Origin of the sequence: Natronococcus sp. CG52 (assembly GCF_023913515.1) — an archaeon.
GTDB classification, from domain to species: domain Archaea; phylum Halobacteriota; class Halobacteria; order Halobacteriales; family Natrialbaceae; genus Natronococcus; species Natronococcus zhouii.
Genome location: NZ_CP099393.1, coordinates 171,775 through 190,408, shown reverse-complemented (window position 1 = coordinate 190,408; position 18,634 = coordinate 171,775). Strand labels below are relative to the sequence as shown.

At 51.9% G+C, this 18,634-nt stretch carries 14 protein-coding genes and 1 pseudogene; 9 read left to right on the top strand and 6 right to left on the bottom strand.

Annotated elements, in window-relative coordinates:
• Nucleotides 1-806: 806 nt before the first annotated feature.
• From NED97_RS22250 to NED97_RS22240, 3 genes and pseudogenes are all read right to left on the bottom strand, one after another.
• On the bottom strand, nucleotides 807-1,292 hold the full coding sequence (locus tag NED97_RS22250) for a TRAP transporter small permease (RefSeq protein ID WP_252491212.1): 486 nt from the start codon (nucleotides 1,290-1,292) through the stop codon (nucleotides 807-809).
• Nucleotides 1,293-1,370: 78 nt separating this feature from the next.
• Entirely contained in the window at nucleotides 1,371-2,408 is a 1,038-nt protein-coding gene (locus NED97_RS22245) for a TRAP transporter substrate-binding protein (protein WP_382207916.1), read from the bottom strand.
• 100 nt (nucleotides 2,409-2,508) lie between these two features.
• Nucleotides 2,509-3,322 (bottom strand): annotated as a pseudogene (locus tag NED97_RS22240) (hypothetical protein).
• 190 nt (nucleotides 3,323-3,512) lie between these two features.
• Between NED97_RS22240 and NED97_RS22235 the strand changes: the two are divergent.
• Nucleotides 3,513-4,790 (top strand): TRAP transporter large permease, encoded by a 1,278-nt coding sequence (locus tag NED97_RS22235; RefSeq protein ID WP_252491210.1) that lies wholly within the window; start codon nucleotides 3,513-3,515, stop codon nucleotides 4,788-4,790.
• 238 nt (nucleotides 4,791-5,028) lie between these two features.
• Here the strand turns inward: NED97_RS22235 and NED97_RS22230 are convergent, their stop codons facing one another.
• Nucleotides 5,029-5,679 carry a class II aldolase/adducin family protein gene (locus NED97_RS22230; protein ID WP_252491209.1) on the bottom strand — a complete coding sequence of 217 codons (651 nt, stop codon included), beginning with the start codon at nucleotides 5,677-5,679 and terminating at the stop codon, nucleotides 5,029-5,031.
• Between the two features lie 171 nt (nucleotides 5,680-5,850).
• On the opposite strand from NED97_RS22230, the gene NED97_RS22225 reads away from it, so the two are divergent.
• The 4 genes from NED97_RS22225 to NED97_RS22210 all read left to right on the top strand — a co-directional run bounded on the left by NED97_RS22225 (nucleotide 5,851) and on the right by NED97_RS22210 (nucleotide 10,157).
• Nucleotides 5,851-7,230, top strand: a complete 1,380-nt coding sequence (locus NED97_RS22225) for a four-carbon acid sugar kinase family protein (protein ID WP_252491208.1) — start codon at nucleotides 5,851-5,853, stop codon at nucleotides 7,228-7,230.
• An 815-nt stretch (nucleotides 7,231-8,045) separates the two neighbouring features.
• The gene (locus NED97_RS22220; RefSeq protein WP_252491207.1) at nucleotides 8,046-8,819 is read left to right on the top strand and encodes an IclR family transcriptional regulator; all 774 of its coding nucleotides are present in this window, start codon (nucleotides 8,046-8,048) and stop codon (nucleotides 8,817-8,819) included.
• 54 nt (nucleotides 8,820-8,873) lie between these two features.
• A complete protein-coding gene (locus tag NED97_RS22215) occupies nucleotides 8,874-9,653 on the top strand; it encodes an SDR family NAD(P)-dependent oxidoreductase (RefSeq protein WP_252491206.1) in 780 nt (259 codons plus the stop codon).
• A gap of 123 nt (nucleotides 9,654-9,776) precedes the next feature.
• The gene (locus NED97_RS22210; protein ID WP_252491205.1) at nucleotides 9,777-10,157 is read left to right on the top strand and encodes a VOC family protein; all 381 of its coding nucleotides are present in this window, start codon (nucleotides 9,777-9,779) and stop codon (nucleotides 10,155-10,157) included.
• A 259-nt stretch (nucleotides 10,158-10,416) separates the two neighbouring features.
• On the opposite strand, the gene NED97_RS22205 is transcribed toward NED97_RS22210, so the two are convergent.
• Nucleotides 10,417-11,316 (bottom strand): NAD(P)-dependent oxidoreductase, encoded by a 900-nt coding sequence (locus NED97_RS22205; protein WP_382207911.1) that lies wholly within the window; start codon nucleotides 11,314-11,316, stop codon nucleotides 10,417-10,419.
• A gap of 204 nt (nucleotides 11,317-11,520) precedes the next feature.
• On the opposite strand from NED97_RS22205, the gene fba reads away from it, so the two are divergent.
• From fba to NED97_RS22185, 4 genes are read left to right on the top strand one after another with little or no spacing between them, the layout of a single operon-like run.
• Complete coding sequence (gene fba / locus NED97_RS22200; RefSeq protein WP_252491203.1) at nucleotides 11,521-12,519, top strand: class II fructose-bisphosphate aldolase; 999 nt, start codon at nucleotides 11,521-11,523, stop codon at nucleotides 12,517-12,519.
• Nucleotides 12,516-14,042 carry an FGGY-family carbohydrate kinase gene (locus NED97_RS22195; RefSeq protein ID WP_252491202.1) on the top strand — a complete coding sequence of 509 codons (1,527 nt, stop codon included), beginning with the start codon at nucleotides 12,516-12,518 and terminating at the stop codon, nucleotides 14,040-14,042. Before fba ends, NED97_RS22195 begins: the two co-directional genes overlap by 4 nt.
• A gap of 20 nt (nucleotides 14,043-14,062) precedes the next feature.
• Nucleotides 14,063-15,103, top strand: a complete 1,041-nt coding sequence (locus NED97_RS22190; protein ID WP_252491201.1) for an NAD(P)-dependent oxidoreductase — start codon at nucleotides 14,063-14,065, stop codon at nucleotides 15,101-15,103.
• 46 nt (nucleotides 15,104-15,149) lie between these two features.
• A complete protein-coding gene (locus NED97_RS22185) occupies nucleotides 15,150-16,409 on the top strand; it encodes a ribulose-bisphosphate carboxylase large subunit family protein (protein ID WP_252491200.1) in 1,260 nt (419 codons plus the stop codon).
• A gap of 359 nt (nucleotides 16,410-16,768) precedes the next feature.
• On the opposite strand, the gene NED97_RS22180 is transcribed toward NED97_RS22185, so the two are convergent.
• Nucleotides 16,769-17,218, bottom strand: coding sequence for a universal stress protein (locus tag NED97_RS22180; protein WP_252491199.1), 450 nt, complete (start codon nucleotides 17,216-17,218; stop codon nucleotides 16,769-16,771).
• Nucleotides 17,219-18,634: the final 1,416 nt, after the last annotated feature.

Genomic DNA, 18,634 nt, shown 5'->3' with positions numbered 1-18,634 from the left:
CAAAACGAGAACGTCGACTTCGTCGAATGGAATTGTCGGCATGAGCTTGTATATCGCCTCCAGCAATTCCGCTTCTCGGTCGAGAAGGCACTCCGGGCGGATTCCCTTGATGAGAGCCGTCTTGTCGTACTGGTCCTCAACGACGGCGACGCCACTGACAAATGTCAGATCATCAATAATTGTCCAGTGATTTCGAGAATCAGGTTCTGAGAACTCCAATCGATTGCCCACTCGAGACCGGTTTTTGTGCTGCACAGCTTCCCTATACCGATCACCAGTATCTTCGAGAGCCCACTCTCTATCACACCGTCAAAAATGGTGTACAGTTTGATCCGATTGATCGGAAGTATCGGATCCGCCGCTGCAGCATTTTCGTCAACGACGACCTCGACACCTTCATCGGGAGTTTCGCTCGCTTTGACGACTTACATACTCGAGCAGATTTCACGACCAATCCTGGTCTCGGTCACTGCGTGATTCAATCATCTCCTACTATCTCTCGGCGGTTGTCCTACCGTGGCTCCTCATAGCAGGAAAATTGAACGGCTCGTAGTCGGCTCGTCAAGTCGCTCAAAGACGCTCCGGATGAGTGTCGGTAGGTTTAGCAGTCCCCCGGCTGCCGACGGTGACTTTGCCGTCGTCAGGTACGTTCTCACGGGCAGGCATGATAATTGCCTGCCTGGTGCGCTCCGCGGTTCGGTCTTCAGGGGGTTGGGGTCGTCTTCTACACCTGCTCGATGACGTCAAACTCCGGCAGCGGCATTTCTTCACAAGCGTCGAATATCGTTTTCTCAGTAGCAGTGAGATCAGTCGTCGGTACCATAAGATGACCGATCGTTTAGAGCATTATGCAGAAACGATTTGAAGTCGTACACGTACGCTGCTCCATAGAGGAGGAAACCAATAAATCCAGCAAAGAACAGAACTGGTGTGGGGATTCCTGCACCAGGCGTTCTAACATGAGAGAACTCGAACATCGTAATCACTGTTGCATAGACCATTACGAGTGAGACACCAATCACGGTTAACCGCGCGGCAAGGTCCAGCAGCGTTTGAACGCGCTCTGGATACCGATTGTAGAAGAAATCGACACGAATGTGCTCTCTGTCGATGCGCATCCGCCCAAGGGTCAAAAATACCATAAATATGACCATCAATGATGCTGCCTCAGGTACCCACGTCGATTCGAATCCAAACGTTCGCCCCATCACCTGATAGGACATGAACACAATTATCACGATCATGAGCAGGGCCGAGAGCTCCATTTCGTACTCTCTCTCGAATGCGGTCATCGCGAGATTTTTTATCCGGTCCATGTATTTTTGTGTATATAAATGGAATGGGGTGTGATATAATTAACTCTTGATGGTCTACGCCATATCCCTGATCTGGTCCATCATTGAAACCAGATCATCGAACTCTTCTTCGACCTCTTCTTGGACAGGTTCCCTGAAGTCGTTTCGGTCGAACTCTTCTTCGGTACCGAGTTCGCCGGAACCTACGACTTCGGTCCCCTCATCTTCCTGCAACTCAACGAGGAGCTCTTCTTCGCGTTCCAGTCCTCGGTCGACCGTTTCTTGTCCCAGCTCGTCCATCAGGTTATATACAGTCTCCTGATCTTCATCGGATAGCTGTTGCCAACTATCTTCATTTACCGTGATTGAAATCGGTGCCCGCATGTGAGCGGTCAGCATCACATGGGACTGGTTCTCGTGAAGTGCGTTATCAATGATGGTGTCAAGTGGGTTCTCCTGGCCTGATACAACACCGGTAGCTAATGCGCTCGGGAGTTCGGAGAACTCGACAGATTCGGGCTGAGCACCCATTCCACGGCCCATCGCAATCCACATGTCGTTCGGGACGACTCGGATCGCCTTTCCATCGAGGTCGTCAGGATGCTCGATACGTTCATCACAGGTCAACATACGTCGACCGTAGTAGTATCGGCCGATAAGCCGCATGTTGGTTTCCTCGATCATCTCGTCTTGCATGTCCTGGATAACCGGTGACTCCCGAGGATCTAATGCTTCCAAGAGATGATCCGTATCTTCGTAAATGAACGGTGTGTTAAACACATACAATGGACGGTACATCGAAGCCATTGCCGAATAATCGTAGTGGCCCATATCGATCGAGCCGCTACTGACACCTTCAACCTGCTCTTCGATACCGCCTAGTTCACTGGAAGGGTACACCTCGATGGACAGTCGACCATCAGTTTCCTCCTCCACTCTGTCTGCGAAATCCTCCGCTGCTTGTCCAACATTGTGTTCGGCAGTGTGTTCGTGGGTATATCGCCACGAGATATCGTCGCCATCTGTCCCCGTGCACCCAGCTAACCCTGCCAGAGCTCCTGCACCAAGTGCCTTGAGCGCTGTACGCCTACGGCAATCTGTCACATTCACCATGCACTTTCGCCAATAGTAGAGGGAAGGGATAAATATAACGGTGGCGGCGATGCGAGACAGTATCGGAAGTAGAGGAGAATCAATAAAATATTGTATGTGTTTACCCCGAGGACTCGACAGCTGGCACAGCGTGCTTCCGGGAAACCATCCCGTTATCTCGGACGACTCGCTTGAGTTCCTCATAGGGATTCCGTCCCTGCTGGCGACGTGGCGCCAGCAGGGACAGCAACGTCTCGTGAACGAACATCCCGCGGTCATTGCGGAGTGTCCCGATGATTTGCCGGAGAACGACCGGCTCACGAAGAGCGTTCTCGGCGGCGTTGTTCGTCGGGGAGACCGCTGGCTCACCGACAAAGGTGAGCCAGTGGTCAATCCTATCTTCGATCTCACCTCGAACTTCCCCTCGTCAGGGCACTCGGGGTGAGAAGCAACGGTCTGGTTCCCACAGGAGTCGCACTCGTAGTGGTGGCGGTTGTACTGGGTTGTCTCTGGAGGTTGCGGATCAGGAATCTCTTCGACGAGTCGAGGGCTGACGCCCTCCGACTCGTCGAACGTCTCGCCACATTCTGGACAGCAGTCACAGGTGACTTGGACTTCCCGGTCTGGCTCAGGTGCAGAGCGCCATTCAGGATCATGTTCAGGGTTCCGACCAGGCGTCCCACCGTCAGTCCGAGGCTCTTCGTCGTCGTCCTCGCTCAACGAGGACGACGACTCCTCATCGGTCGATTGGTCTTTGCTAGGTGGTGTATGCGGTCCTTCGTACCATCGAAGCTTGGCCTAAGCCGTTTGTTCTCTTCACGAAGCTGCTCGACTTCGTCCTCAAGCGCAGCAAGGCGAGTGAGTATCTCTTCTTTGGAAGGCTCTGAAGAAGTCATGCGCAGGCGATACGGGATGGTCTCCTGCCTGGAGACCATCCCTCAGAAATGCATTTGCTTGCCTGCTGCATCGACCTACCGTGCCAACTGTTCTCCACTTACGAGAGAATACCGAAATTAGTCTGGGGGTAAACAAGTACCTTTTACATATGTTCGAGATTTCCTCTATAGAAATGTATAAGTATGCGCATTATGTTGTGGCGACCATGCACACACTTGGTGATGGGTCATGAGCGAAATCTTCGGAGTGATGGTCGTTGCCGCGTTCTTATTGCTGTTGCTTTTACGCTTCCCGGTGGCGATTGCGCTGCTGGCACCATCAATTGGCTATGTGTTGTGGGCGGGTGAACCGATTACCATCGTCGCACAACGGGTAGTATATGCACTCAATTCATACACGGTCCTGACGATTCCGTTGTTTATCTATGTCGGCTCTCTCCTAAATCACGCTGATTTCACAACAAAAATATTTAAATTCTCGAATAAATTAGTCGGAGGAATTCGTGGTGGTCTTGCTCAGGTCAACATCATTGCGAGTCTCATCTTCTCTGGAATGTCCGGGGCTGCACTGGCTGATATCGGTGGAGTCGGTCGAGCGATGATCTACGCAATGGAGGAGTATAATTACGATAGTGCCTACGCGGCCGCGATAACGGCTGCTTCGGCGACCGCTGGTCCAATATTCCCGCCGAGTATTCCGCTGATCATTTATGGACTACTGGCTGAAGAGTCAATTCTTGCGTTGTTTATGGCGGGGATCATCCCGGCACTCATGACCGTCGTCTTACTTATGATCACAACGTACTTCATCTCGGTGCGACGGGACTTTCCCACAGTCGATCCGGACGAGAAGGTCGGTTGGAGTGGGTTTTCCTACACGCTTCCTGCCGTCATGACGCCGGTCATCCTAATTGCCGGAATGCTTGCAGGACTTTTTGGCCCGAGTGAAGTGGCCGCAATAACCGTTCTGTATGTCATCGCTATCAACGTATTCGTTTACCGGAACGTGTCGACAAGCTATATCATGAGTGCAAGTAGAGAATCTGTCCGAACCACATCAATCATTCTGTTCATCGTCGCCGCTGCGGCGTTGTTCGCGTGGGTCATGTCGGTTACTCGTATGGCGCCTTTCGTTACGGAAACGATTCTCGGCACCACGACCAACCCGATAATAGTGCTCTTAATCATGAATCTGATCATTTTGGTTACGGGTCTCTTCCTCGAGACAATTGCAGCGCTCGTTATGATTACGCCGCTGCTGTTACCCGTTGCGACGCAAATCGGAATTGATCCAATCCACTTCGGCATGATCATCGTGTTCAACCTCATGATTGGGCTGATGACCCCGCCATTCGGGCTGTCACTGTTCTTATCTAGCCAGATCGCTGAGGTTCCGGTCGAAGAGACGATAAAACAAATACTTCCTTACTATATCCCGCTCTTTGCGGTCTTGTTCATTATAACCTTCTACCCAGAAACGTTCATGTGGACCATCGAACTTCTATAATCCGACGGATCTTCACTTCTATTTCATCGAGTAGCAAACTACTAAATGATGCTCCCAGAGCAGGGAAGAGTCAAGTCAGAGATGATAGCATTCGAAAGCAACTGCGCTTACTTGGTGCGATTCTTGCTGACAGTTCGCTCACGCTCAATGCATCGTCTAAGTAAGGGGAATCGCAAGAGGGGAGTTCTCGAATCATATCGTGCGCTACGCCATTTCCGAAGGGGCGCTGTCGGCGGTTCTACTGCTGCCCATAATGGTCGCTGAACATTTTTCGCAAGTCAGCGACGTTATCTTTGTCCATTATTTCGGGCTCGCCGATATTCACCGCCTGGTAATGAATCCGGGCACAGTACTCCACCATGAGTGCGACCTCAAGTGCATCTTCACCAGTTTCACCGACCGCGATAACGCCGTGGTTCTTCAGTAATACCGCATCGTGGTCGTTCCCCATGGCGTCGATCGCCAACTGCCCGAGCTCTTCGGATCCAGGCGGGGCATACCCTGCAACGGGGATTTCCTGTCCAATATACGCGATGAGATAGTGTGACGCGGGAATCGGTTCGTTGAGGCTTGCAAACGTGCTCGCGTACGGAGAGTGTGTATGAACGATTCCACCGACACCATTTCGTTCGTTGTATATGATCGTGTGCATCGGCGTCTCGTTCGACGGCTTCAGCTCCCCGAACACTCTCTCGCCGGAAAGATCAACAAGCGGGACATTATCCGCGGAGACGTCTTCGTAGGGAACTCCCGATGGACTGATCGCGACACGATCATCGGCCCGTACACTAACGTTCCCGCCGCTCCCACGCGTCAATCCTTGCTCAAGCATTTGTCGTCCGAGATCGCCAACGGCTCGCCGCCGCTCCCTCAGATTGTCATTTACCATATCTTCCCTGTCAACTACCCTTATCAAACATATATATGTTGTGCTGGGAGCGAAATCTTAATACGAAGAAATAGAAAAGGTTCATTCAATGAGTACTAATACTCAAAAGACCGCTATTTGTAGTCGCACGATCTCGATCAACGGAACACAAAACGAGACTGGTGAGTGGTGATGAGTGATTACCTTTTATCGTTCTATGGAGATGATATAACGGGCTCGACGGATGCAATGGACGCACTAAGCCGTCGAGGAATCGAAACGGTGCTGTTCTTTGAGCCGCCAGATCCGGAAAAAGTATCCGAAGAGTTCGACGATGCCCAAGCGGTCGGGGTTGCCGGAACAAGCCGGTCGATGAATCCCGACGAAATGACCGAGTCGCTTCCTTCCGTCTTCGAACAGCTTGCGGAGATAGATGCGCCGCTTCTCCACTACAAAATCTGTTCGACGTTCGATTCTTCGCCCGAGATCGGAAGCATCGGAACGGCGATAGATGTAGCAGAACAGACGCTCGAGACCGGGACCGTTCCCGTTTTTCCGGCAGCACCACCACTCGGTAGGTACGTTGTCTTCGGGAACATGTTTGCAGAAGAGGCGTCGGATATCTATCGGCTCGATTGTCACCCGACGATGAGCGAGCACCCTGTAACGCCGATGGACGAGAGTAACCTCCTTGAACACCTCTCGAAACAAACTGAGAAATCCATGGAGTTGCTCGACGTGCTATCGGTCGAAGAGGGGGCCACGACTCTCGAGGAGGAACTTCCGGATGCTCGAGAACGGAGCGAGGTTCTGTTTTTCGATGCGTTGAACAAAGCCCATATGACCACGTTCGGCGAAGTGTGCTGGGAAGTATTTGGGAAAGAGTTGTCGGAGACGTCGTTCATTGTAGGTTCCTCGGGTGTCGAGTACGCACTCTCGTCGTATTGGAAATCGGCCGGTGTCGTTAATCTCGAACCGGAATATCCGCCGCTGCCAGCTGTCGATCAGGTACTCGTGATGTCCGGGAGTGCCTCGCCGATGACAGATCGCCAAATTGCTGCTGCAAAGGAGGCGGGCTTTTCGCTTGTCCCGATCGATACCCCGCGGCTAGTAGATCCGGACACTCGCGATGCCGAGAAAAACCGTATTAACGAGACAGCGGAAGCGTTACTCGAAAACGGAGAGAGCGTCGTCGTGTACACCGCACGCGGGCCGAACGACTCGATAATAGATGAAACGATCCAACGCGCGGATGACGTAGAATTCGACGGAAACATCGACCGCCGTATTGGTAAAACGCAAGGAGTGATCGTCCGGAGGTTGTTATCCGAAACCGATATTACGAGAGTTGGTATTGCCGGCGGTGACACATGCGGATATGTGACTTCAATGCTCGATATTTCGGCACTCAAAACTCGCTTCCCGCTCGCGTCCGGAGCACCGGTCTGCCGAGCATATTCCAATTCAGAGAGATTCGATGGACTTGAGTTAGCCCTGAAAGGCGGACAACTCGGTGGGAAGCAATTTTTTGTCAAACTTCGTGACGGTGCGAGCGAGTGGAAAGACAACTAACCGCGATTGAACCCTTTCGATATCTCAGGGCGTATTTTGTGAAGGTCTATCCTTAAAAATAATGGCCGTACTTGTCCATACGGAGGTTCGACTCGTTGGGAAGATCAATCGGATCTATTCATTGCTTGATGATAACATACATCTATATTACACCAGTATGGGCGTAAATATTTCTCCAGCATGGCAGATATGCGTGATTAATCTGCGTGAATGAATGATCAATTCCAACAATTGTGGAACGAGTGAACCGGAAAACGAGGTCTAATTCAGCACGTCAATATAAGTTAGCGCCCTCTGATTTCTGAGATCACCACGATCGCAATCGCGGCCGCTATTATGAGTGCGACGAACAAGTACAGATTGATACCGATATTTCCGATAACTGCAATATATAATGCCAGAAAAAACGAACTCCAGAGCAACAATGATAAAATGGCAGAAATAGTTTCATCATCTTCGTCCATGAACTGTGATACTCTCATTACCGGACTAGACATGGGCTTGGATTAGTATATAACTAGCCCACCGTTTTGCATCGTCGAATATACAGTCGCAATTCTCACCAAAGGGGCGCATGTTGCTACCGTTTGGCTAGTCAAGAACGGTAGCAGAGCGAAAAGTACCTTGTGATCCAACTGACCTAACGGATCCGCTACGAACGATTCCGGTAAGGCGATTTCAAGCGGAATCTTTCATATCAGACATTGTTAATGCGATTGAAAATTTCGTTTTGACGCGCTGGATACCGTTAGAACTGTCACGATTGACCCACCGGAACGAAGCAATTTTTTAGCGCACAAGCCCAAACATCAATCATGGCGAACCTGGCTAACTCTGAAACCAATACACAAACGATAAAATCTGTCGATCTTGCTTTCAATATAATTGACCTAATTGAAGAGCAACGGGGAGCAACAGTCTCGGAAATTGCTGCGGAATACAATATGGCTGAAAGTACCACCTATGTCTATCTCAGGACGTTAGCTCAAAAGGGGTACATTACAAAATCAAATGGGAAATATCATACGGGTATCCGGTTTCTCAAACACGGTGGGTTCGCGAGACAACGTATGAAGATCTACAGATGCGCAAAAGACGAGGTAAACAGACTGGCAGACGAAACGGGGGAACTCGTCAGTTTAGCAGTCGAGGACATGGGTAAGCGAGTGGTACTCTACCGGTCTGAAGGGGAAGACGCCGTTTACGACCGGGCACCAACCGGTGAATACACACACATGCACTGGACAGCGCTCGGCAAAGCGCTTCTTGCATCACTTCCACGCGAACGAGTCAAAGAGATAATCGATACACACGGATTGCCAGCCGCGACCGAGAACACGATTACGAAGTGGGAAAAGCTGTGTGACGAACTGGACCGAATCAACAAGACTGGATACGCTATCGGGGACGAAGAACGACGATCCGGTCTTCGTTCGGTTGGAAAGGCATTCGTCTGTGGAGAAGCGGACAGAGCCTCGATTGCCATCGCCGGACCGACAAAACGGCTAGATAAGCGTTCTATCGACGAACTCATTGATGAGTTAGACCACAGTATAAACATTATAAAACTGAAGTATGAGCATTATTGAACTGTATGTTCCAAAGGTTAACTTTATATATGCTGATAAGGAACCTACCTGAAGATGCAAGAAGTAAATTTCAATTTTGAGGGAGAGACTGTTGTTGTCACGGGGGGAAGTTCGGGAATCGGACGCGAGATTGCGCTTCAATTTGCCGAAGCAGGTGCAACAGTTGTGAACGGCGATCTCGAGGCGTCGCCAGACCACGTTGAAACAGCCACGCACGAACTCATCGAACAACGGGGTGGAACGGCTACGTACGCAGAAACGGACGTTACGAACTCTGCGGACCTCACCGCCCTCATCGACGAGGCTCGAGAGTATGGCGGCGTCGACATAATGGTCAACAATGCCGGTGTGAACTTCCGAAAGTCGATTTTAGAGATCAGCGAGGAGGATTATGAGGCGGCTGTGGGGGTCAATTTCTTCGGCGTCCTATTCGGCACACAAATCGCCGCGATGGATATGATTGAACGAAACGTCAGCGGGTGCATTATCAACACGGCATCCATTCGAACGGATTTGGCCCTTGGCTCTCAAATCCTGTATAATTCGACGAAAGGGGCAGTCAAAATGATAACAAAAAGCGCCGCGTTGGATTTGATCGACGACGAAATCCGGGTTAACGGTATCTCACCCGGAAGAACGGTAACCGCACTCGCCGATACCACCAAGAACGCAGCAGAGATGGCCGACTCGGGTCAGTTAGAGAAAGAAATCCCCGCAGAACGGCCGGCAACTCCTAAAGAGATCGCGCCGACGGTCCTCTATATGGCGAGCGATGCGACCGAATACATGACTGGCGAGATCATCACCGTTGACGGCGGTCTATCGATCTACTGATACCACGCGAGAAACCGTCACCTTCCAAATTGTCCGTCTGCTTGAAGAACCGAGACACAGTAAGCGGTTTCAGACATACCAATCGTACACTTATTTACGCTGTGAGGTGAATACCTTGGCTGTATGGAAATTCAACACTCCGCGATGCAGGTCTCGGATTTAGAAGCGACAAAATCGTTTTATGAAAACGGCCTCGGACTTGAGTACGCGTGGGACTTCCACACCGACGAGGGCGTTCATAACTACTACGTGACCGGGGACGAGCTCGATACCTGGATCCAGTTCGTTCATGATCCTGATAAAACCGAACCCATAGATCCGTCGGGATTCGCTCACCTCGGTATCTTGGTCGACGACACAGACGACGTTTTCAACCAACTCTGTGAAAGAACGGATTGTCCGGTCATCAAAGAACCAACGACTGTCGACGCAGCGAACGCCCGCGTCGCGTTTGTCAAGGATCCCGACGGGTACGAAGTAGAAGTCTTCCACACACTACACTGAAGCACTAGCAGTCACTCGTGGGCAAACATTATCTGGTGATTTGAGTCATTTCCTAGTGGTGCAGTCGGTATACTGTGTCTATTCGAGACTGCTTTGCTGTAAGCAATTCAATGTTCTAATTCACCAAGTACTATCGGAATCGCAAAAGCGTGAAGCCTGCACACTATCTGTGGTTACAATTGCTTCAGCAACAAGGAGTGAGGTTCTGTCAGGCGGATCTCAACATACCGCCACGAATCGTTTGACGACTGCGTGCGCATTAATTGTCGATTCGGGCTTGTTCCCCACCGAGCATTTCGATTATTTGGATGATCCCGGAGTTGTCGTCCTTCCCCATCCCATTCTCTTTCATCGCCTTATACAACTCTCGAGTGGTCTCGGTAACTGGCATGGGTGCACCGAACACTTCGCCAGCATCGGTTGCGATTCTGAGGTCCTTGTGCTGGTATGATGCGAAAAAGCCGGGCTCAAAATCACCACGGATCATCGACGGCGCTCGGTTGTCCAGTGCCCAGCAACCGGCTGCGCCACCGCTGATCGCTTCGATAACCGCCTCGAGATCAGCGCCGGCTTTTTCGGCAAACACTAACGCCTCGCCGATCGCCTCGAGTGTGTTAGAAACGACGATCTGGTTGCAAGCTTTCGTGACCTGACCAGCCCCGTTTGGTCCGCAGTACGTGATGCGTTCACCCATCGCTTCGAAAATTGGTCTATACTCCTCAAGTACCGCTTCGTCTCCGCCGACCATGATAGAGAGTGAGCCGTCGATCGCTCCTTCTTCGCCGCCACTAATCGGGGCATCAAGCATGTCGACGTCGTGTTCGGCTAACGCATCGGCGATTTCTTCCGTTTCAACCGGTGAAATCGTGGACATGTCGATGACGGTCTCTCCGCCGGAGACGCCCGAAAGTATCCCTTCTTCGCTGTGAACTATTTCGGATACGGTGTCAGTATTCGGAAGGCATGTGATAATCACGTCTGCGTTTTCGGTGGCTTCTTTGGCGCTGTCAGCTGGTGCACCCCCGGAATCAACGAGATCGTTGACCGGACCTTGTGATCTATTGTGTCCGATAACGTCGTATCCAGCACTCAGGAGGTTCTTTGCCATTGGACTACCCATGATTCCGAGGCCGATAAATCCGATTGTCTTTGACGACATACCATCGTCTTCAACACCCCCCTAAGTAAAATCACTGACTATCTATCTATATTTTCTAGGATTAGTTGAAATCTCTCCTCAAGTGCGTCTAATGGCGAATTTTGGACCGATCCGTTCGGACTCTATAAGAGTGTATTTCAATTTGATTCGGAGGGCGCAACCAAGACCATAATTTTTTTTTAATTTATGGGATATGGATTATCTATGCCATACAAACGAGGTGAAGCTCTTGCTGACGTCTATAGAAGAGCGAAGGAAGGGAACTACGGGTTTATCGCCAGCAATATCACTCATCTAGATATATTGGTCGGGCAGCTGATGGGTGCAGAGCAAGCGAACTCGGACATTGTTTTGCAAGTAAAACGCGACACCGCCGAATACGTCGGAAATGGGGACGCGACGGCAGGACTCAGAATTATCGAGACGTATTTAGAGGAACTTGCCAAAGATATCGACGTTGGGGTCTTTCTGAACGTCGATCACATTGACGTGGAAGATGCGGCGATGCTTGACGCGTCGATTACGGCGAGTAATCCGTCGTCAATAATGATCGACGCATCCGAGTATCCCCTCGAAGAGAATATCCAACGAACGGCAACGGTCGTCGACTGTATTGACGAGCGAGACGAGCCAATACTCGTCGAGGCAGAACTCGGAGTGATCGCAGGTACGGAAAGCGGTGAAACGACCGAAGAGGCACTGTACACCGATCCAGAAGAAGCCGTCGAGTTTGTCGACCGATCTGGCTGCGATCTCCTCGCCGTGTCCATTGGAACCGAACACGGCGTCTCGAAGGGACATAATCTCGATCTCCGAGTCGACCTCGCAGCCGAAATCAACGAGGCGCTGCAAGATCACGGTCTCGACATACCACTGGTCGTTCACGGATCCTCCGGACTCACCCCCGATCAGGTTTCAGAGCTCATGAAAACGGGGGTTTGCAAGCTTAATACGAACACACGCTTCCAGTACGAACACGCACGCACCGCGTGTGAATTCTACCAAGAGCACACCGATTCGATCGTCCCGCCGGAAGACACGGCGGACGACCGGGCAACGTTTTTCGCGGACAGCAAGTGGTCCCCCCGCAAATCCGATTTCAACCCGCAGGTTGTCGGAGAGCTGGTGCGCGAGCGGATCGCAGACGTATACAATGAAATCGCGACTACTTCCGGAAGTGCACAGAACAGCGTTTACAAATGAGTTCCGAGCACAAACAAACCGAGTGTATCCTTGGTATCGACGCCGGCTTGACAAAAACGAAATCGGTGCTGTTCACCCCAGACGGAGAGGAGCTGGCGGTGGCAGACCGGAAAACACCAGTTACCCATCCCGCTCCGAATCAGCACGAAGTCGAACTCGAAACCCTATGGGATGTGACGACGACGACAATTCGCGAAGTGATCGAAGACGGACCTGTTCACTCTGACAACATCACTGGAATCGGCGTTGCTGGACACGGACACGGACTGTACGCACTTGACACCGAGCGAAACCCCGTCCGCCCCGGTATCAAATCTACCGACAGTCGGGCAACGGACCTCATGGACCAGTGGGAAACCGACGGAACCGCCGAAACGATCGACCGGCGGCTCGGGTACCGGCCCTTCGCAGCGGATCCACTGTCGCTCCTGGCGTGGCTCAAAAAACACGAACCGCAGTCATATGAGCGGATCCACCACCTGTTGTTCTGTAAGGATTACCTCAAGTACCGCCTGACTGAAACGATCTGTACGGACGAAATGGAAGCCAGCGTTTTCTACGACCCGCAATCGGAATCGTACGATCAGGGGGTATTCGAGGCACTCGGTCTCGAGGAGTGCATCGAAGCGCTTCCGGCCGTCGTTCCCAGTTGGGAATCGTGCGGGGAAGTGTCGTCGCAAGCGACCCGTGAGACTGGACTTCCTGAGGGGATCCCCGTCGCATCCGGATTACATGATATCGGCGCGACCGCACTCGGGGTCGGCGCGCACAGAGCACGACAATGCGTGCTTATTCTCGGAACGTGGGGTCAGAGTATCGTCATCCGTGAGGAACCGACGACCTCCGAAGACTGCAGTTCAGGGCTCGATCGGCGCTTTCTTGAAGACCACTGGATCTCGTATAAGGGGAACCGATCGGCAACGGCGTGTCTGGACTGGTTCCTCGACGAAGCTGGCCACGAATGGCGCGAACGAGCGTCGGCTGAGGGGGTGAACCTGTACGAACTAAGTAACCAGATTGTCACCGAAACCCCGCCAGGTGCGGAAGGGCTCCTCTTTTATCCATACCTCGAAGGATCAACCGACAATCCGTCTGACCGCGGTGGCTTTTACGGGTTAACGACGGACCATACGAAAGCACATATGCTCCGTTCGATCTACGAGGGAGTTGCGTTAGCACAAAGTTTGAATCTGGTAAATCTGATAGGGCCGACCGGTATTGACGAAATTCGATTGGGAGGTGGTGGCGCACGAAGCGAGATCTGGAGCGGGATCTTCGCGAACTGTCTCGACGAAAACGTCCTCATTCCGGCCGGAGAAGAAGCCGGTGCGCGCGGCGCGGCGATCAGCGCTGCTATCGCGGTTGGTACCCACTCGGACCACACCACAGCGGTTGAGCATATGGTCGACCTTGCTCGTCGACACGAACCGGATCCTGAACTGGTGTCCCTGTACGAGCAACACAAACCCATCTTCGAAGATTCAATTCGATCGCTACGCCAGATATGGCAACAATTAAGTTAGGTCCCAGTCAGATCGAATTGATGGGAAATAAACACTGTCTCCTGTGCGGCGATCCACAGCAGCCGAGTGAATATATGTACGAGTCGATGTCCTTCCTCGAAGGACAGGGTGTAACGTTCGAACGGACTGACTGGCACAGCGATTCGTCCGCGTCCAAGTTCCGCGATGTGACGATGGATATGGAAGAACGCGGTCCAAACGACTACGATGCAAGCGAGATCGTCTCGAATCTTGACGGTGTCGAGTACCTTGTAGTACACAAAGCGCCGGTCTCTCAAGCAGTCTTCGAGGCGGGAGATGATCTGGAAGTCGTCGGCGCTGCCCGCGGTGGAGTCGAAAACATCGACCTCGAAGCGGCAGAGAAACACGACGTGACGGTCCTTCATGCCCCAGGTCGAAACGCAAACGCCGTCTCAGATTACGCCGTCTCGTTCGCCTGTTCTGTTCACCGACGAATTCCCTACTTCGTCGAAACCACGAACCACGGTGAGTGGGCCTTAGAGTTCAATCCGGAGAACCTCCCGCGAGACCTCAAGAGTCTTACTATCGGCATCATTGGATTTGGAAACATCGGTCGGCAGGTTGCAAAACGCTGGGCTGGATTTGGCCCGGATATCGTTGCATATGATCCGTTCGTCGACGACGAAGTTTTTGCAGATCACGGCGTCTCGTCCGCGTCACTCGACAAATTGCTTGGTGGGGCTGATATCGTAACGCTTCACGCTCGGCTCTCCAAGGATACGAAGAACTTGCTCAGCGAAGCTGAATTCAGCCAAATGAAAGAAACCGGCTTACTGGTGAATACTGCTCGAGGCGGGCTGGTCGACACCGATGCAATAGTTGATGCCCTCGAATCGGGAGAGATCGGTGGGGCTGCACTTGACGTGTTCGACGAGGAACCGCTCCCCGAATCCCATCCGCTGTTGGACATCGAGAACGCGTGGCTCTCTCCACACACGGCCGGATCCACTCGCGATGCGGTCCTCAACGGATCGAAGATTATCGCCAGCGACCTGGAGTTGCTGCTCGCAGGAGAGGAACCACAACATCGCTTCGTCTAATTCCCGTTCACACAGCCTTTATAGTTGTAAACCGTTCATCAATGTTATGACCGAGAACCGATTCGAGGCACGGTATCGTATCGAAACGCCGTATTCGCTCGTCGAAGCCGCCGATGCGATAGCGGGTGAACAATCCTCTGGAACGTTCGTCGAGGTCGAACACGCAACAGCAGACATTCATGACCGTCACGGTGCGATAGTTGAAGATGTAACGGAGATTGAATGCACGTCGGAGCCAGAGCTTCCCGGAGCCGATGCCAGCGAAACCGGGACATATCAACGTGGGGAAATCACAATTTCGTTTCCCACACAGAATGTTGGTGGGTCGCTTCCAAATCTCCTTACAACGGTCGGTGGAAACCTCTTCGAACTCCGGGAGCTCTCCGGCGTCCGATTACTCGACGTCGAAATGCCGAAACCGGTGATCGAACGCTGTCCCGGTCCGCAGTTCGGTGTTGAAGGAACGCGTGAGCTTGCCGGTGTTCACGATCGACCGTTGATTGGCACGATCATCAAACCGAATGTGGGGCTCTCGCCCCAGGAAACCGGTGAGTTGGTCGAGACGCTCGTCGAATCCGGAATCGATTTCATCAAAGACGACGAGCTGATCGCATCTCCACCGTATTCACCCGTCGAAGATCGCGCCGCCGCGGTGATGGATGTTATTCGCCAACACGAAGAAACCGAAGGTGAAGTCATGTACGCATGCAATATCACCGGAGAAACCGACGAAATGAAACGAAACCACGATGCCGTCGTCGAGGCCGGTGGAAACTGCGTTATGGTCAGCGCCGAAAGCGTCGGATTGTCCGGACTCATCGCACTCAGACGACACGCGGAGGTCCCGATTCACGTCCACCGGAACGGCTGGGGTGCGCGGTCCCGATCTCCCCTGCTCGGCTTCGAGTTCGATGCCTACCAAAAATTCCTGCGGTTAGCAGGGGCCGATCACATCCACGTAAACGGCATCGACAACAAGTTCACAGAGTCGAATGAATCCGTCATACGGTCGGCCAATGCGGTTCAGACGCCGATCGACGACGAGAACGATGTTGCGGTTCCGGTGTTCTCGTCGGGACAGTGGGCGAAACAAGCACCGAAGACGTATAACGCACTCGGGAATTCCGATCTAATGCACTTGGCCGGCGGGGGGATTCTCGGTCATCCGGATGGTCCCGCGGCGGGAGTTGAACACCTCCGGCAGGGATGGGAGGCGGCTATGAACGGCATTGACCTTGAGACGTTCGCGGAGAACCACGCGGAACTCGAGCGAGCACTAGCGTACTACGGAGACGAGGACGAGTGACTTCCCATCGGTAGTCGTAAGTCCCCTGAACCGAATTCGCAATGGTGCTGAGAAAGAAACAACAATTAGGACGACGAAGTAGCAGCAAAGCACTGTCCTCTTCGTTCGCGTCGTTTCCGTCGCTCTCACGGCCTGATACATGCGAGATTAGAGACCGTCTCTACCGATTACAGCAGATCCGACGAGTTGCGTCGAGGAGTACAGGAGAACAGCACAGTCTTTTAATTGCCGAAGACGAGCAACTCGATCTCGACTACTATGCTCGAGACCGTGCCGACTGCCCATTCAGTGAATACAACAGTCCGTGAGACGACTCTTGAAGTGGCCACTGATAATCCGTCCGAACAGGTTGTTAGCGGCTACTCGTCGTACGCTATAAGCGTCGTTACCGGGCCATCAAAGTTCAACAGTATTTTCTGAGAGATGTCTCCGAAAACTGCCTTTCCCGTTGGTGATCGTTGTTCACCAGTAATAAACACGTGATCACAGTTTTGCTCGGTTGCCAAGTCAAGCAAATCGTTGGGCAAGGAACCGACCATCCCCTCTGCGGTGTACGAGACGTCATAGTTCTTAAGGGCATCAGTGGCGATTTCTTCTGCTGTGTTGCTCGCTTCCTCGATTAGATCGCTCTCTGATTTGATTTCGGCACCAGAATGGCCCTTTCGTTGAATTTCTTCCTGGTATTTCGACTCATCTAACGCGTGTATGATGATTAACTCGCCACCCAATCCTTCGGCGAATTCGCCCGCAATTCTCGTCAATTCGCGTCCTTTCTGCGATGGCTCGATTACTACGAGAGCTCGTTCCATACCCTGAGTATCGGTGCCTTCCTACATGGCAATTATGGAACTGAAGATATAATAACATTCCTATACTTTTCAGTTGCCGGTGCACAGGTAGTTGAGATGGCTGCTTGCTGAAAGTGTGGCTAAGACTAAACAAGCAGATGGTGAAATCCACAAGAATCAACATCTTAACTGTCTTGTCGACAGTCTCGATGTAGAACTCAATCTCGGTGTCTTCCCCGAGATCGACGGAACTGCCCTTATGAGGTCCTCGTCGGCGCCAGCGCTAATGGGGCTTCAGTTTCGACGTTATGTGACGCAAGCGAGGACTCTCCGTATCGGAACACGGTCTTGTATCATCTCCGAATGAAGTTCAAGCTCAAATAGATCGAATGAATCGCCAGCATGTTCCTCTGCAAAGACATTTTTGACGTGGTTTCCAAGCAGGTAGAGGTTTACACAGACCTTCATCTGTGGCCCTACTTCGGTGACGAAGACGATACTGACTGCCTTTCTGACTCTGAAGCCGAGCGTGGAACAACAGTTTCCACGTCTACGCTAGCGACACCGCACGAGCTGATGTGACTCAATATCCACCACTTTCAAAGACTATCACTTTTGATACCGTTTCTGTCTTGAAGAACTTAAGTGTCGAACGGGCTCGATCCACTGTACATAATTGGGGAGAAAAGACGGATTTACAGCCGGCCGCTGAACGGAGTCCGGTCACGCTGCAATCGGCGAGACTGTGACTTCACTCGATGATCAACGCTATTGGCTGTACGCCGCCTGTCAATCCCAGCACTATCGAATTCCTGCTTATCTGGCTCTTTGTGACCAGAAACGAAGGCATTTCCTTGATCTTTCTCACTGAGCTCGTCGAGGAATACGACATCGAAAATGCCGTTTGCTAGTTTAGAAACTACTTCAAAAATACCGATCCAGACATTGCCAAAATATGGTTGCAAGACTACGCCTACTGCTGGAATCGGCTAATCTGAACAATGCCAAGTATACTTCTAGCTAATCCAGACAGTTCCTTCCCAATAATTTATTATAGTCCAGGGTGGATTGGGTCTTATGGCCCTAGATCGACTCTACAACTGGCTCAAACCACATCCGTGTGGTCTCTACGGATGCCAAAACTGTGGAGATGATTTTGCAAACATCACCTTGAGTGAGGAAACTGGCTCTTCGTGTCCCGGATGTGGTAGTAAATTAGACCAGTATTACCGAGTGGTATCCTAACTGCTTTTACACTACTGTCTCGATCGCACGTTGGGTAACTGCGTGCTCAGTTGAGCGGATATAGTAAGGGGAAATCACGGATTCATTGAAACCATTCGCTGATACCTGCCGAGTGTTTGAACGGTTTGACTTCGCACTGGTCGTGGCAGCCGTGTGAAGATGGTGGTCAGATGTGCGGTCTGTTTTCTCCAT